This window comes from Bacillus sp. SSR7, assembly GCF_055902415.1.
In genome coordinates this window covers 123,572-137,465 of sequence record NZ_JBVVXV010000008.1, presented here as the reverse complement: position 1 = coordinate 137,465, position 13,894 = coordinate 123,572, and the positions used below count along the sequence as shown (strand labels likewise).

Below are 13,894 nucleotides of genomic sequence, written 5' to 3'. Positions count from 1 at the left end.
TGTTTGTATTATTTACCAAGAAAGCTCTTCTTGAAGAAGTCCAGTTGGAAATCTAATGTAAGTGGATCATTGAAATAGAATTCCATCATGTTTGCTTCGTATACGCGATTATTTTTTACTGCTGGGATGTTTTTATATGATTCTGTCTCTTGGAATGAGTTATCAGTATCTTTGTTTTTACTTACGATTAAGTAATCACCAGCAAACTCAGGTAATACCTCAGTAGATAATGCGTAGTAACCTTCTTTTAATGCTTTTTCTTTTACCTTTTCAGGCATTTTTAATTTCATTTCTTGGTACAGAATTTCTGTTCCGCGACCCCAGTTCTCGCCGTATACATAAAGCTGCTTGTTGAAGTTTTCTACAACAGAAACTGTAGCATCTTCACCGATTTTTGCTTTAATTTCTTTACCAGCTTCTTGTGCACGTTTCTTGAAGTCATCAACCCAAGTTTTTGCTTCTTTTTCTTTGTTTAATAACTTACCAATTTCTAAATGCTGTGTTAAGTAATCAACTTTTCCGTAAGTGTATGTTACAGTAGGAGCGATTTTCTTTAACTTATCAACATTTTTAATATTTGATAAACCGATGATTAAATCTGGATTTAGTTCAGCGATTTTTTCAACATTTTCATCTGATACTTCAGCAACATCTTTAAGTTTGCTATCAAAACGAGGGTTTTGTTTAGACCATGAATCTACCCCAACAAGATTTACACCTAATGACATTACGTTACCAGCGAATGATGATAAAACAACAACGCGTTTTGGATTTGCAGGAACTTCTACTTTACCATTTTCAGATTGGTATGTAATTGTTTCTGATTTACTACCTTTTGCATCATTCTTTTTGTCTGTAGAGCCATTGCTACAAGCACTCATAACAAGGACGAAAAGAACTGTTAGTGAAATAAATAACTTTTTCATCGTCTGTCTCCTTTAAATAGATGATATGTGTATACAATAATTTGTTTAACTGCAATCTTTTTGAAAGAGTAGTGGTAATACAAAATATTTATTAAAAATCTTGAATGTGAGATGTCACAATATAGTATTGACCATACTAATAAAAGAAGATGTAATCTCGAATTTTCTAATTATTAACAAATTGATAATGATTATCACTATTGATTCATTAAATAATATAATTTTATCTAGTTGTATTGTCAATAGTAATTTTAATTGTAAATTTTGCAGAAACAGGTTATATTTTATTGAGAATGATAATCAATGATTAGTAGCTGAGGAGTGAGCACGAATGAATCGAGAAGAATTGTTTGATGTAACTGTGATAGGCGGAGGGCCTGCAGGGCTTTATTCAGCTTTTTATAGTGGACTCAGAGAAATGAAAACGAAAATAATAGAATTTCAACCGCAGCTAGGTGGAAAAATACATGTTTATCCAGAGAAGATGATTTGGGATGTAGGTGGACTATTACCAGTTACAGGTGATAAATTAATTGAACAACTTGTACAACAAGGGCTAACATTTAAGCCGGAAGTTGTATTAAATACAAAAGTAGAATCGATTATTCGTAATAAAGATGGCACTTTTACGTTAAAAGCAAACGATGGAAAAGAACACTTTTCAAAAACAGTTATTGTGGCAACTGGAAGTGGTATATTGAAACCACAAAAGTTATCAATTGAAGGTGCTGAGCGATTTGAAGTATCGAATTTAAATTATACAGTGAAATCTTTAAAGCGTTTCAAAGATAAAACGATCATTATTTCCGGCGGAGGAAATTCTGCCGTTGATTGGGCAAATGAATTAGAACCAATCGCGAAAAAAGTATATGTAACATATAGAAAAGAAGAATTATCTGGTCATGAAGCACAAGTGAAGCAACTGCTGAACAGCTCAGCTGAGTGTTTCTTTCATACATCGATTACAAAATTAATTGCTGGTGATAGTCATGAAGCGATTGAATATGTAGAATTAACGAATCATGAGACAGGTGAAGTTTCTCATTTACTTATTGATGAAGTTATTATTAATCATGGATATGAACGTGACATTACATTATTAGAAAATAGTGAGTTAGATGTTGCGATTATAGATAATTTTTATATTGCAGGGAATGCAAATAGTGAGTCTTCAGTAGACGGATTATATGCCGCTGGGGATATTTTAAAGCATGAAGGAAAATTACACTTAATTGCGGGAGCATTCCAAGATGCTGGAAATGCTGTAAATAAAGCGAAACAATTTATTCAGCCAGATGCAAGTGAGTATGGAATGGTTTCTTCGCATAATGAAGTATTTAAGAAGAGAAATCGTGAATTGATTAAGCAGATGATGAAATAGTAAAGGAACAAGTATACCCCCATTTACTTCTCTATTCAAATGACGAGAGAGATAAATGGGGGTTTTCCTGTTTACTATATTTTCAATCATTATAATGACACCGGTTTCATCAGTTCATGTGACATGAACGTTTTATTTGTAAATCTTCCTAGAAAATAATGAATCTATGCTTTGTTGACGCAGAACAATATTACATTATGCTGTTCCTTTAGCTCGTTCGTTAGGAAATGGCATATTTAATATAGAAGCAATGTACTGTTTTCCATGCATTCGAGCTAATGATTCTAATATTTGGCGAACACGTTTTGTAAGATGACCTTGTTTTTTTATTTCCTCACAATATGCGTCATAGAAAACGTATTTAGCCCAAAGGAAATCCTCTTGTTGGAATAAGAAATGATTTTTGTACCATTCTCCAATTGTATGGTAACAATTGTTTTCCTGTATTGCTGCGCTTTGAGAAAGAATACGATCAGATAAAGATGCAGTTAAATGAGAAATTGTGTTTTCTGTTTCAATTTGTAATGTTTTTTCTAACATTGTAATGATGTGACGAGTAGCCATATGTTAACTCTCCTTTGTGTAAATGGGTAATACCATTCTATATTTAAAAAATTCTTACTATATACTATTATACAATATATGGAATGCATCTACCTGCTTTTTAGGTTGCATTTACAAAATCTTTTTTATTTGTTTACAAAAATAAAGTAAGATACAGTATATAGGAAAAAATAATAAAGGAATGAACGAGTTGTATATAACAGTAGAAGAAGCTGCGGAGTATTTGAATTTACCAAAGTCGTATATTGAAGAGTTAATTCAGCAAAAGAAAATTCGTGCACTATTTGATGGAGAGCAATATTTATTAAATAAAGAACAATTCAATACACATTTAGAACAAATGGAGAAATATAAGCAATTAGTGGAAGAAATATTGAACGAACCAATTCCAGAAGATATGGATGTTAAAGACGAAGATTAAACGATGGGAAATCCCGTATGAAGATAGGCAGAAATGTATCTTCATACGGGATTTTTTTGTTTAAAGATATCAAAAGCCTAAGGAGCGCTTAGTGTTTCTTCGAAGTTTGATAGGTAGTAGTCTACCATGTTAAAAGCATATTTTTTTCTAGCTAGGACAAACATAGAGAACGTAACCTGTACAGATACATATACTATCAGTGCAAAAGCTTATAAATTAATGGAAGGGGTTTTCTCGTGAGTTTATTTCATTGTAATTTTCTGAAAGACTTAATTGGATCTTTTGTGAGAGTAAACAGAGGTGGTCCAGAGGCCCAAAAAGGGACAATAGTCGCAGTATGCTCGGATTACTTTGTATTAAGGAATGAAAAAGGAGAGCTCTATTACTATCAGATTCGTCATCTGAAAAGTGTTACAAAAAATGTGAAAGATTGTAAAGCAGATGATTGTGAATGGTTGGAATGTGAGTGTGAAGATGACTTTGAAAAGCTGCTTCAAAGCTTCAAATATCGCTGGGTGAAAATTAATCGTGGTGGCCCAGAGAAAGTTGAAGGTATTTTACAAGATGTTTCTTGTGAATTTGTGACATTAATTGTAAAAGAAGAAGTTATATTAGTTGCAATATCCCATATTAAGAGTGTCACAGTAGAGTGCGGAGAGGACGAAGAAAGTAATAGTGAAAGCAATAATTCAGGCCGAGCTCGTGCACAAAGACAATCAAGTAGAGGGAGATAATAAGAAAGGGGGATACAAAATTGGAGAATGTATTATGCTGTGAGCAAATTAAATGCTTGGTCGGCGAGACTGTAAAAGTAAATCTTCGTGGACCAGAGAGTCGAGTAGGGGTACTTGTATCGTTAGGGAGAGATTACCTTACATTACAACTTCCTCTTGGTGAATTAGTATATTATCAATTGAAACATGTGAAGAGTCTAGTTAAGAAAGTGAAAGAAAGTAAATGTGACGATGGCTATGTTTCATGTTCCTACTCTGATGATGATACTTTTGTTGATGTATTATGTGACTTGACGTATAAGTGGGTAAAGATTAATCGTGGTGGTCCAGAGTGTGTGGAAGGTTTATTAAGTGAAGTTCATGAAGAATATATTACACTAGTAAACTGTGATGAAGTTATTTATATCATTAATTATCATATTAAGAGTGTGAGTCAAGTAGTTAAATGTAAAAAGAATGAAGATGAATAATGTTTAATAAATAAGAGGGGCATTATGAGGGAAAGAGAAGAACAATTTCTTATTTCGATAGTATGAAAAGGAATTACTTACTATTAAAACAGAACTTTGCCCTGATTATTTTTTTAGAAATGAAAGACAGGAAAGAGGAAATTCATAGGAAGGAGGATATAGATGAATGAGTTAAACAAAAGGATTGGGGAAAATATATATGTTAAATTAATCGGTGAAAAAAGATTTAAAGGTGTATTAATAGATGTAGGAAATGATATCGTTGTTCTTTACAATGGACAAGACTACGTATATATATCTTTATACCATGTACAATATTATAAATTTTTACGACCACATGATGAAGAAATCTCAAAACCAGATGCAGATTCTGTAATTAAGAGAGAATCTCCTTCTATTTCTTTGAGGAAAGTATTAAGTACCTCTAAAGGGATTTTCACAGAAATTTATGTAGCTGGAAATGCTCCAATACATGGATATGTTACAAGTGTAATGAACGATTATATTGTTTTTTATAGTCCAGTTTATAAAACAGTATATATATCTTTAAAGCATTTGAAATGGTTAATTCCGTATAAAGAAAATCAAGTGCCTTATGCCCTCAATAAAAATGAACTCCCTGTGAATCCGTTAAATATTACGTTAGCTCGAACGTTTGAAGAGCAACTTATTAAAATGTCTGGCAAAATCATGGTGTTCGATTTAGGCGAGGAATCTAATAAGATCGGAAAGATGGCGAAGATTGATGAAGGGCATATTGAAATATTAAAAGCGCGTGATGCGAAAATGTATGTAAATATTCAACATGTAAAATCTGTCCATTGTCCGTAGACTAGTTGAAAGGGCTGGCTTTTTCTTTTATATGCAGAAGAAAAGGTCGAGCCTATTTGTTTAGTACAATTTGAATATGAGGGAAAAAATGAATTGAATATAAATATGTTTGTATGACCGTTGAAAAGGAAACCTTGTGCTAAATTATAAAAAATATGTACGAGCTATCTTTTGGTGTATTCAATTTATTTTTTTGAGGGAGAACTGCTTAACTAATATATTAAAGGGGTTTTGTTGGTGGAGCAGTTTTCAAATTCGTTATCGATTACATTACTTGGTAGTGCTGGTGGAGCAGCAAAAGCAGTTTTAGCGATTTTAAATCAAGCGATAGTAAATGAAAAAGACCCGATTTATGAAGTCATAAAGAATGTTACATTTTATTTGGCTGATATAAAACAAAAAGATAGGACGTATTATGACGAGTTGTTTCCAAATTTGAAAGATCAATTGTTTTTATCCGAAATAGACCTCCAAGATGTAGTGACATTTAAAAAGCATTTAAAAGAAAGTAGTACGAGCATTGTTATTGATGTTTCAGGGGCAGATACGATCAGAGTATTAAGCTGTTGTAATGAACTTGGAATTTGTTATATTAATTCAGCTTTGGAAAATGAGGCAGTAGATCAGGACGATAGTTTAATCGGCTTTCAGCTTACGGAAAGATATACGAAATTTGAGAAGGAAAAAGAGAAATTTACAAATACAAAAGCAATTATAGGATCAGGTATGAATCCAGGTGTCGTTCAATGGATGGCTGTTGAACTTATGAAGGAACGCCCGAATGAAAAGCCAAGAGCATGCTATATAGTAGAACATGATACGTCATTTTTACATGATACAGCACTTATAAAGCCTCATACACTGTATGCTTCATGGGCAGTAGAGCGATTTCTAGATGAAGCGATATGGAGTTATCCGATGTATATGAGTCATCATCGTCCTCTTTACTTTTATGAAGATGTATATGCTTCAGAGTATAAAGTAAAGTTGGGAGAGAAAGAGTTTTATGGTTGTTTAATGCCACATGAGGAAGTTTTAATTTTAGGGAAAAACTTTAACATGGAAGTAGGGTTTCTTTACCGAATTAACGAGTATACAACAAATATAATTAGACAGAATTTAGATAAGGTAGAAGATCTATGGAACTGGAATCGCAAAGTATTTAATCCAGCCGAAGAAGAGATTGCGGGCGAGGATCTAGTCGGTGTATTACTCGTTTATGAAAATAGCGAGACCTATATGTATAACGTGATGAATAGCAGTCAAGTTTTTCATAAATATAAAACGAATGCGACATATTTCCAAGTAGGATGTGGAATTTATGCTGGCTTGTGTAGTTTACTGTTCGATAACTTTAAACAAGGTGCCTATTATGTAGAGGAATTATTATTAAATACAGAAAGTAAGTACGGAGAATATTTGAATTTATATATGAAGGATTTTGTAGTTGGTGGAAATGACTTTACGGATGGATTGTTGCATGATCGAGTAAGGTGGATATAAATTGTGATGAAAAGGAAGGGAAATCTCCTTCCTTTTCGCGTTATAAGGTTACATATTGTCCTGAAAGTAATTTCCTTATCATTTAATGAGATAATATGTAGAGTTTTTGTATTGATCATGGGGAGTATCAAGGAAGTATTGCGATTCAAAGTAGCGTGGGAATAGGAACGAAAATGGAATTTTCTTTACCGACAGCATAATGTGCTAGAAGAAAATATTTTTCAGAAAAGTGTTCTTGTTGCGTAAATATAAACATTTTATAAAATGTTTCGAGAAGGGTTTTTTTTATAAAACACTTCGTTTATAATGGAGGAAAATATCGACATGAGATTTGTTATTCATGTAACGGTTCGGTAGTGTTAGAAAAAGAAGGGGTGCACGCGCATCCTTTTTTCTATGCAGATATTATGAAAGAGGTGGTATGATGGAATTAACATTAAATTCGACTGTATGCTTACACACAATTCAATTTCGAAAAGAGCAAAAGAATTATATTGTAAAAGATACAATTACAGGAGAAAAATATGAAATGCCGCCACTTTGGATTGATGCATTGGCAATGATGCGTGACGGTTTTTTATTGGGGGAAATTGAGGAGAAATTAAAAGAAGAGTATCCGGCTGAAGAAATAAATATGTTAGCATTTACGAGGCAACTGTTAGAGCTAGAGCTTGTCGAAATGGTCGATGGGGAAGAAATAGCTTGTACAAAGAAGAAAGAGAAAGATTATTTAGCTTGGTTACGTCCTCGTGTTGAGCAATTCTTTCTTAGTTTAAATAAAAAAAATAGAAGCAAAGGTCAATGATGATCTTTGCTTTTTTTGTATAGTTTGTTTAAAAAATTACAGCGAATGCTCTTGCGAAAGCGCCATCGCTATTTTTAATTTTTAAAGGTGCTGCTGAGAAAAAGAAACGTTTCGCGTGAATGGCATCTAAGTTTGTTAAGTTTTCGATTAAATAAATATTATTCCCAAGTAGTATGTGATGAATTGGTGATGTTTCTGTCGTTACCTCATCAGGAGAGATGAAATCTAAACCGACAGATTTTACTTTTAATTGGACTAATTCTTCAGCTAATTCTTCGGAAAGATAAAAGGCTTCTTGTTCATACGCTTCTGTATTCCATTTATTAGATAGGTTGGAATGGAAAATGACAATATCACCTTCTTTTATGTCAGCATTGTGTAATACTTCTTTAGGTAGTTTTCGTTCTTGTACATGAGTTACGTCGATAAGAACAGCTTCACCTACAAATTGATCTAGGGGCAATTGATCAATAGTCGTTGCGCCTGAAATGAAATGAGCAGGAGCATCACAATGTGTACCAACATGAACGACAGAATGAAAATCTGTAACTTGATAGCCTGTCTCTTCAACACTTGTAATGGCTTCTAAATTGATTTTTGGTGTTCCAGGAAATTGAGACATATTGTTTTCAAATGTTTGGGATAGGTCAATTACTTTCACTTTAAATACCTCCAAGTATATATTTTGAAATATAAAAAACTCACCTTTCATAATCAAGAAAGATGAGTTTTGCACACAATAGTTACGTTTTATCTTTCAAAATGCAATGCATTTTGCAGGAATTAGCACCTATTCAGTTTGTATAAACTGAGGTTGCTGGGCTTCAAAGGGCCGGTCCCTCTGCCTCTCTTGATAAAGGTATATTCAATTTAAAGTTCAGAATTTTCACTATAATAAAATTGTAATTCATTTCCTTTTTATGTGCAACACAAAATAGGTATTCACCCAAATAAAGTTGCTCGCATATTGTAGCTTATGTAAATAGAATGCTGCGAAGGAGTGAGTGCAGTGACAGGGAATGTATTGAATTATTATGCTGGTGGAAATACAGCTAGAGGATTTCATAATTTATATGAAGAGAATTTAAAAGGACTAAACAGATTATTTATTTTAAAGGGTGGACCTGGAACGGGAAAATCTTCTTTAATTAAGGCAATAGGTCGTGAATGGGCTGAAAAGGGATATGATATTGAATTTTTACATTGTTCTTCTGATAATAAATCGGTTGATGGTGTCATCATCCCGAAGTTAAAAGTAGGAATTGTTGATGGAACACCGCCGCATGTTATTGAGCCAAAAATGCCAGGAGTTGTCGAGGAGTATATTAATTTAGGAATTGCTTGGGATTCAGATAAATTAAGAAAGCAGAAAGTGGAAATTGAACGATTTGTTTCAGAAGCAAGCAAAGCTTTTCAAGCTGCTTACGCTCGTTTTAACGAGGCATTAGTTATACATGATGAGTGGGAGAAAATATATATTAGTAATATTGATTTTAATAAAGCGAATGAACTAACCGATCAGCTCATTCAGAAATTATTTACAGATAAAGTTGGGAAACAATCGCTTGTGAAACATCGCTTTTTAGGAGCAGCTACACCGAAGGGAGCAGTTGATTTTGTTCCTAATTTAACAGAAGGATTACCACATCGTTATTTTATAAAAGGACGCCCAGGTTCTGGGAAATCAACAATGCTCAAAAAATTAGCTAAGGAAGCAGAAGAAAAAGGGTTTGAAGTTGAAGTATATCATTGTGGATTTGATCCAAATAGTCTTGATATGGTTATCGTAAGAGAATTAGGGTTTGCGATTTTCGATAGCACCGCACCACATGAATATTTTCCGAGCCGAGAAGGTGATGAAATTATAGATATGTATGCCCTTATTGTAACACCAGGGACGGATGAGAAGTATGCGGAGGAAATTCGTGACGTCTCTATTCAATATAAAGCAAAAATGAATGAGGCGATGTCTTTTTTAGCGAAAGCGAAATCAGTTCGTGATAAATTAGAACGAATTTATATTGCTACTATGGATTTTTCAAAAGTAGATGCATACAAAGAGGAGATTCAAAAAGAGTTTGAACGAATTGCGGTTAGTGTAACTGAAAAGAACAAGTAAAAAATAACGAATTTTGACAGGCTGTCGGAAATTTTCTGACAGCTATTTTAGTATGTAGTAAACTTAGTAATATATTTGTCGAATTTCCAAGGAAATAATCAAAAAATGGAGAGGGTATGAAATGAGAGAGAAAATTAAGTTGGAGTTAGAACGAATTGAGAAAGAAAATGATGTGAAAATTTTATTCGCTGTGGAGTCAGGGAGTCGTGCATGGGGATTTCCTTCGAAAGATAGTGATTATGATGTTAGATTCGTTTATATGCACCCGGTAGAATGGTATTTATCAATTCATGATAAACGAGATGTAATTGAGTATCCGATTAGTGATGATTTAGATATAAGCGGATGGGATATTAAAAAAGCGTTACAACTATTTGCAAGGTCAAACCCAGCTTTACTCGAATGGATTCGATCACCCATTTTTTATTCAAAAAACTCTAATTTTCCAGAACAGCTTCAGCAAATGAGTGAAAAGAATTTTGATCCAAAAGCAACGATATACCATTACTTACATATGGCTTCAAAAAATTATCGTGAATTTTTGCAAGGTGAGAATGTAAAATTGAAAAAGTACTTTTATGTATTGCGTCCTATTTTGGCTTGTAAGTGGCTAGAGGAGAAAACAACTTTGCCTCCTGTAGAATTCGATCGATTAATTACAGAATTATCAATAGAGCGTAGCGTATTAGATGAAATTGAACAGTTGTTAATAAAGAAAAAGGCAGGTACTGAATTAGATGTTGGATTGAAAATTGAGGTGTTGAATCAATTTTTAGAAGAACAAATTCATTACTATCAGCAATACGTAAAAGGAATTGAAAAGGGATCAGGGATCGATATTGAGAGTTTAAATACATTGTTTCGAGATATGTTGTTTGCGGTCTACGAAAAAGAGCACAACTAAGTTTGTGCTCTTTTTATTTTGTAGGAATAAAGAAAACAGATATAGCCGCGAGAAGAGCTGCGAATGAGAATAAATAAAAATTCCATACTAAGTCATATTGCATTGTCATAATAATACCGACAAGAATAGGACCAGCAATTGCACCAACTCGGCCAAGTCCAAGTCCCCAGCCTAAGGAAGTAGCTCGGATATGTGATGGGAAGTATTGTGTTACATATGCATTTAATATTTGAGTAATTCCAACTGATCCAATTCCAGCAAGACCAATTAAAAGATAGATGATTGTAACAGATGGTTTAATTGTTAATAGTCCAATACATATAGCTGCCATAAGATAGGAGATGCTAATAACAATTTTAGCTCCTATACGATCGGCGATTGCTCCAGCAAATAATGCACCGATAGCGGCAGTAATATTTAGCATAAGTAGAAATGATAAACTAGATCCAAGAGGGTATCCTGCCTGTCGCATCATCTGAGGTAACCAAGTATTTAAACCGTATATTAAAACCATACCCATTATATAAGTAATCCAAAAAAGCAGCGTTGCTTTTCTGTATTCTTTTGAGAATAAAGTAAGAAATCCATTTCTCTTTCGCATATTAGATGAGGGTTGATGAGTTTCATCTTTCACATAGAATTCAATTTGAAAACGATTAAGGATTTGGTCAACTTCTTTTTGGCGATTACGTGATAATAAAAATTGAATGGATTCAGGTAAATAACGAATAATGAAAGGAATAAGGAGTAGTGGAATCATTCCGATGCCAAACATAGCTCTCCATCCGAAACCTTCTAACATAAACATAGATAAAATAGCGCCTAACATGATCCCTAAAGGATAGCCAGTAAACATAAGAGCATAAATAAAAGATTGTCGCTTTTTTGGTGAATATTCAACAGTAAGTGCTGAAGCTGTTGGAATAACACCACCTAATCCGATTCCTCCGATAAACCGAGATAAACCAAATAATTCGGGAGAAGGAGCAAGTGCGGCTAGGCCCATTGTGATAGAAAAAAGTGCTAAACAGCATATAAGGGTCCATTTCCGTCCAATTAGATCTGTAATGGTTCCAACTAGAATAGCGCCAATAAACATCCCGAATAAAGCATAACTGGCAATTGTACCAGCATGTGCTGGTGAAAGTGCCCAGCTCTTATCTTCTAGGAGCTTTGGCAGAACGGCACCATAAATACCTAAATCATATCCATCAGCTAGAATGGCTAACCAGCAAATAAAAACAACAAGTTTTGTAATAGAGCTTGAAAAGATAGTTTCTGTAGATTCTAGATGAGGTGGAGCTGAAGGTTGCATAGTATTCACCTCTTTTATTTGTAGATGAATATATTATTTTATTTTATGTTAATATTTTCCTCCCTGTGTCGAAATTTATCCCGCTTTAATGGGCAGTAAGACCCCCACCTCAAAATTCAGCGAAAGCAAAGAAGTTAGGTGGGGGTCGGGCTGCCCATTAAAGCCCGATTGGTGAGGGCTGATAATCAGTGGGGGATGAAGAAAACCCCCACTGATTAAAGTTTCACTTTATCTGAAAAGGTTTTATAACAAATAAAGAAGCTCAACAGTCATTCTGTTGAACTTCTTTATTTGTTTACTCATTATCAACTCGTTTTAACGGTTGATCTGCCGGACCTTCAATAACATCTCCCTCAATTGAAAAGCGTGAACCGTGGCAAGGACAGTCCCAAGTACAATCACCATTATTCCATTCAACTTCGCAGCCGAGATGTGTACAAGTTGTATCGACAATATGTAATTTTCCTTCTTTGTCTTTATAAGCACCTGCCCGTTTCCCGTTAACATGTACGACAGATCCTTCGCCAACTTCGAGATCTTCTGGCTTACGTAATGCGGTTTCAATCTTTCCTTCAATTAAATGTTTGGCAACATCAATGTTTTGGGAGAGGAACGTTTTTATATCTGGATTTGCATGGAAGCGTGAAGGTGCATACAGTTCTTTATATGGACTGTCTACTTTTAGAATGGAATCCTTTAGTAAATGAGCGGCAGCAGTTCCAGTTGTCATTCCCCATTTACGATATCCAGTTGCAACAAATATATTTGGATTCCTTTCGTTAATATGTCCAATATAAGGGAGTTTATCTAGCGTGATTAAATCTTGTGCTGACCATCTATAAGGAACTTCATCTATTCCAAACGTTGCTTCTGCAAAAGAATAAAGTGCTTCGTAATGAAGTATCGTGTTTATTCCTTGTCCTGTTTTATGACTTTCTCCGCCAATTAAAATTAATTTTTCACCATTGCTTGTTGTGTAGCGTAAGGAGCGTTTTGGGTCATCAATACTTAAATACATGCCACCTGGATAATCTGTTTTTGCTTTAATAGCAAGAGCATAAGAGCGTTCTGCGTACATTCGCGTAAAGAAAAAGCTATTCGCATCATAAAAAGGAAAGTGTGAACAAGAGACAACATATTCACAAGTGATGCGATGTCCGCCCTTTGTAATGACTTGTGGATAATCACCTTTTTCTACATCAATAGCAGTCGTTTGTTCATAAACTTTGCCGCCCATCTCCACAAACTTTTCTAAAAGTGTTTTTAAATAAAGAAGGGGATGAAACTGGGCTTGATTTTTCATGACAAGTGCAGATTGTACTGGAATTGGAATCGATAGAGATTGAACATAGTCACAAGGTATATTTAATTTTTGATAGGCTTCATATTCTTTCGATAAACTTCTTAATCCCTTATCGGTAGTTGTATATAAATATGAATCTTCATTTGAGAAATTACAGTCGATTTTATATGTTTGCACAGTTTCATTAATAAATTGTAGAGCATGATTATTTGATTCATAGTAAAGCCCGGCCTTTTCCATACCGAAATGATTGATTAATTCATCATAAATAAGATCATGTTGCGCTGTTATCTTTGCTGTTGTATGCCCAGTCGTCCCGTTTAAAATAAGCCCAGAATCAATTAACACAACATCGATGCCTTCTTGTGCAAGTAAATAGGCAGTAGTAATACCTGTAATACCAGCACCGATAACAGCAACCTTTGTCTTTATATTTTCAGATAAAGGGGGAAAAGTTGGGATTTGGGTAGATTCAATCCAATAAGATGATGGGAATTGTGGAAACGTATCGCTTGTCATTAAGGAAACCTCCTGATTTAGAACAATTTTCCTTTTAATATTTCCATATGATATGAAATTCATGTGTGTTGTTTTAGAGGGAGGCTATTTTTATTTAAA

14 protein-coding genes and 1 riboswitch are annotated in these 13,894 nt (G+C 34.1%); of the genes, 9 read left to right on the top strand and 5 right to left on the bottom strand.

Annotation, left to right across the window (positions count from 1 at the left end; translation table 11 throughout):
• Nucleotides 1-8: 8 nt before the first annotated feature.
• Complete coding sequence (locus tag AC0NJG_RS16220) at nt 9-926, bottom strand: iron-hydroxamate ABC transporter substrate-binding protein (RefSeq protein WP_000732578.1); 918 nt, start codon at nt 924-926, stop codon at nt 9-11.
• A 331-nt stretch (nt 927-1,257) separates the two neighbouring features.
• Between AC0NJG_RS16220 and AC0NJG_RS16215 the strand changes: the two genes are divergently transcribed.
• Nucleotides 1,258-2,307 carry an NAD(P)/FAD-dependent oxidoreductase gene (locus AC0NJG_RS16215; RefSeq protein WP_060629354.1) on the top strand — a complete coding sequence of 350 codons (1,050 nt, stop codon included), beginning with the start codon at nt 1,258-1,260 and terminating at the stop codon, nt 2,305-2,307.
• A gap of 195 nt (nt 2,308-2,502) precedes the next feature.
• On the opposite strand, the gene AC0NJG_RS16210 is transcribed toward AC0NJG_RS16215, so the two are convergent.
• Entirely contained in the window at nt 2,503-2,871 is a 369-nt protein-coding gene (locus AC0NJG_RS16210) for a hypothetical protein (RefSeq protein WP_060629355.1), read from the bottom strand.
• Between the two features lie 181 nt (nt 2,872-3,052).
• Between AC0NJG_RS16210 and AC0NJG_RS16205 the strand changes: the two genes are divergently transcribed.
• From AC0NJG_RS16205 to AC0NJG_RS16180, 6 genes are all read left to right on the top strand, one after another.
• Complete coding sequence (locus AC0NJG_RS16205; RefSeq protein WP_001004507.1) at nt 3,053-3,292, top strand: helix-turn-helix domain-containing protein; 240 nt, start codon at nt 3,053-3,055, stop codon at nt 3,290-3,292.
• 236 nt (nt 3,293-3,528) lie between these two features.
• Nucleotides 3,529-4,026 carry a hypothetical protein gene (locus AC0NJG_RS16200; protein ID WP_060629356.1) on the top strand — a complete coding sequence of 166 codons (498 nt, stop codon included), beginning with the start codon at nt 3,529-3,531 and terminating at the stop codon, nt 4,024-4,026.
• Nucleotides 4,027-4,046: 20 nt separating this feature from the next.
• On the top strand, nt 4,047-4,496 hold the full coding sequence (locus tag AC0NJG_RS16195; protein WP_088327794.1) for a spore coat protein: 450 nt from the start codon (nt 4,047-4,049) through the stop codon (nt 4,494-4,496).
• 162 nt (nt 4,497-4,658) lie between these two features.
• Entirely contained in the window at nt 4,659-5,327 is a 669-nt protein-coding gene (locus AC0NJG_RS16190; RefSeq protein ID WP_060629358.1) for an LSm family protein, read from the top strand.
• Between the two features lie 237 nt (nt 5,328-5,564).
• Complete coding sequence (locus AC0NJG_RS16185; protein WP_143880732.1) at nt 5,565-6,830, top strand: S-adenosylmethionine decarboxylase related protein; 1,266 nt, start codon at nt 5,565-5,567, stop codon at nt 6,828-6,830.
• 424 nt (nt 6,831-7,254) lie between these two features.
• Entirely contained in the window at nt 7,255-7,635 is a 381-nt protein-coding gene (locus AC0NJG_RS16180) for a hypothetical protein (protein WP_087951991.1), read from the top strand.
• Between the two features lie 28 nt (nt 7,636-7,663).
• Here the strand turns inward: AC0NJG_RS16180 and AC0NJG_RS16175 are convergent, their stop codons facing one another.
• Nucleotides 7,664-8,296, bottom strand: a complete 633-nt coding sequence (locus AC0NJG_RS16175) for a cyclase family protein (protein ID WP_048553234.1) — start codon at nt 8,294-8,296, stop codon at nt 7,664-7,666.
• Between the two features lie 86 nt (nt 8,297-8,382).
• Nucleotides 8,383-8,495, bottom strand: a riboswitch (SAM riboswitch).
• Nucleotides 8,496-8,644: 149 nt separating this feature from the next.
• Here AC0NJG_RS16175 and AC0NJG_RS16170 point away from each other — a divergent pair.
• Both AC0NJG_RS16170 and AC0NJG_RS16165 read left to right on the top strand, forming a co-directional pair.
• A complete protein-coding gene (locus AC0NJG_RS16170; RefSeq protein ID WP_087951992.1) occupies nt 8,645-9,754 on the top strand; it encodes a PRK06851 family protein in 1,110 nt (369 codons plus the stop codon).
• A gap of 121 nt (nt 9,755-9,875) precedes the next feature.
• Nucleotides 9,876-10,658, top strand: a complete 783-nt coding sequence (locus AC0NJG_RS16165) for a nucleotidyltransferase domain-containing protein (RefSeq protein WP_087951993.1) — start codon at nt 9,876-9,878, stop codon at nt 10,656-10,658.
• Nucleotides 10,659-10,671: 13 nt separating this feature from the next.
• Here the strand turns inward: AC0NJG_RS16165 and AC0NJG_RS16160 are convergent, their stop codons facing one another.
• The gene (locus AC0NJG_RS16160; protein WP_474063218.1) at nt 10,672-11,973 is read right to left on the bottom strand and encodes an MFS transporter; all 1,302 of its coding nucleotides are present in this window, start codon (nt 11,971-11,973) and stop codon (nt 10,672-10,674) included.
• 295 nt (nt 11,974-12,268) lie between these two features.
• Nucleotides 12,269-13,795 carry an FAD-dependent oxidoreductase gene (locus AC0NJG_RS16155; RefSeq protein ID WP_087951995.1) on the bottom strand — a complete coding sequence of 509 codons (1,527 nt, stop codon included), beginning with the start codon at nt 13,793-13,795 and terminating at the stop codon, nt 12,269-12,271.
• Nucleotides 13,796-13,894: the final 99 nt, after the last annotated feature.

Bases quoted from the DNA above. Each gene is read 5' to 3' on its own strand.
- AC0NJG_RS16180 (WP_087951991.1), top strand. From the start codon at position 7,255: ATGGAATTAACATTAAATTCGACTGTATGCTTACACACAATTCAATTT.
- AC0NJG_RS16155 (WP_087951995.1), bottom strand. From the start codon at position 13,795: ATGACAAGCGATACGTTTCCACAATTCCCATCATCTTATTGGATTGAA.
- AC0NJG_RS16220 (WP_000732578.1), bottom strand. From the start codon at position 926: ATGAAAAAGTTATTTATTTCACTAACAGTTCTTTTCGTCCTTGTTATG.
- AC0NJG_RS16210 (WP_060629355.1), bottom strand. From the start codon at position 2,871: ATGGCTACTCGTCACATCATTACAATGTTAGAAAAAACATTACAAATT.
- AC0NJG_RS16205 (WP_001004507.1), top strand. From the start codon at position 3,053: ATGAACGAGTTGTATATAACAGTAGAAGAAGCTGCGGAGTATTTGAAT.
- AC0NJG_RS16190 (WP_060629358.1), top strand. From the start codon at position 4,659: ATGAATGAGTTAAACAAAAGGATTGGGGAAAATATATATGTTAAATTA.
- AC0NJG_RS16215 (WP_060629354.1), top strand. From the start codon at position 1,258: ATGAATCGAGAAGAATTGTTTGATGTAACTGTGATAGGCGGAGGGCCT.
- AC0NJG_RS16160 (WP_474063218.1), bottom strand. From the start codon at position 11,973: ATGCAACCTTCAGCTCCACCTCATCTAGAATCTACAGAAACTATCTTT.
- AC0NJG_RS16165 (WP_087951993.1), top strand. From the start codon at position 9,876: ATGAGAGAGAAAATTAAGTTGGAGTTAGAACGAATTGAGAAAGAAAAT.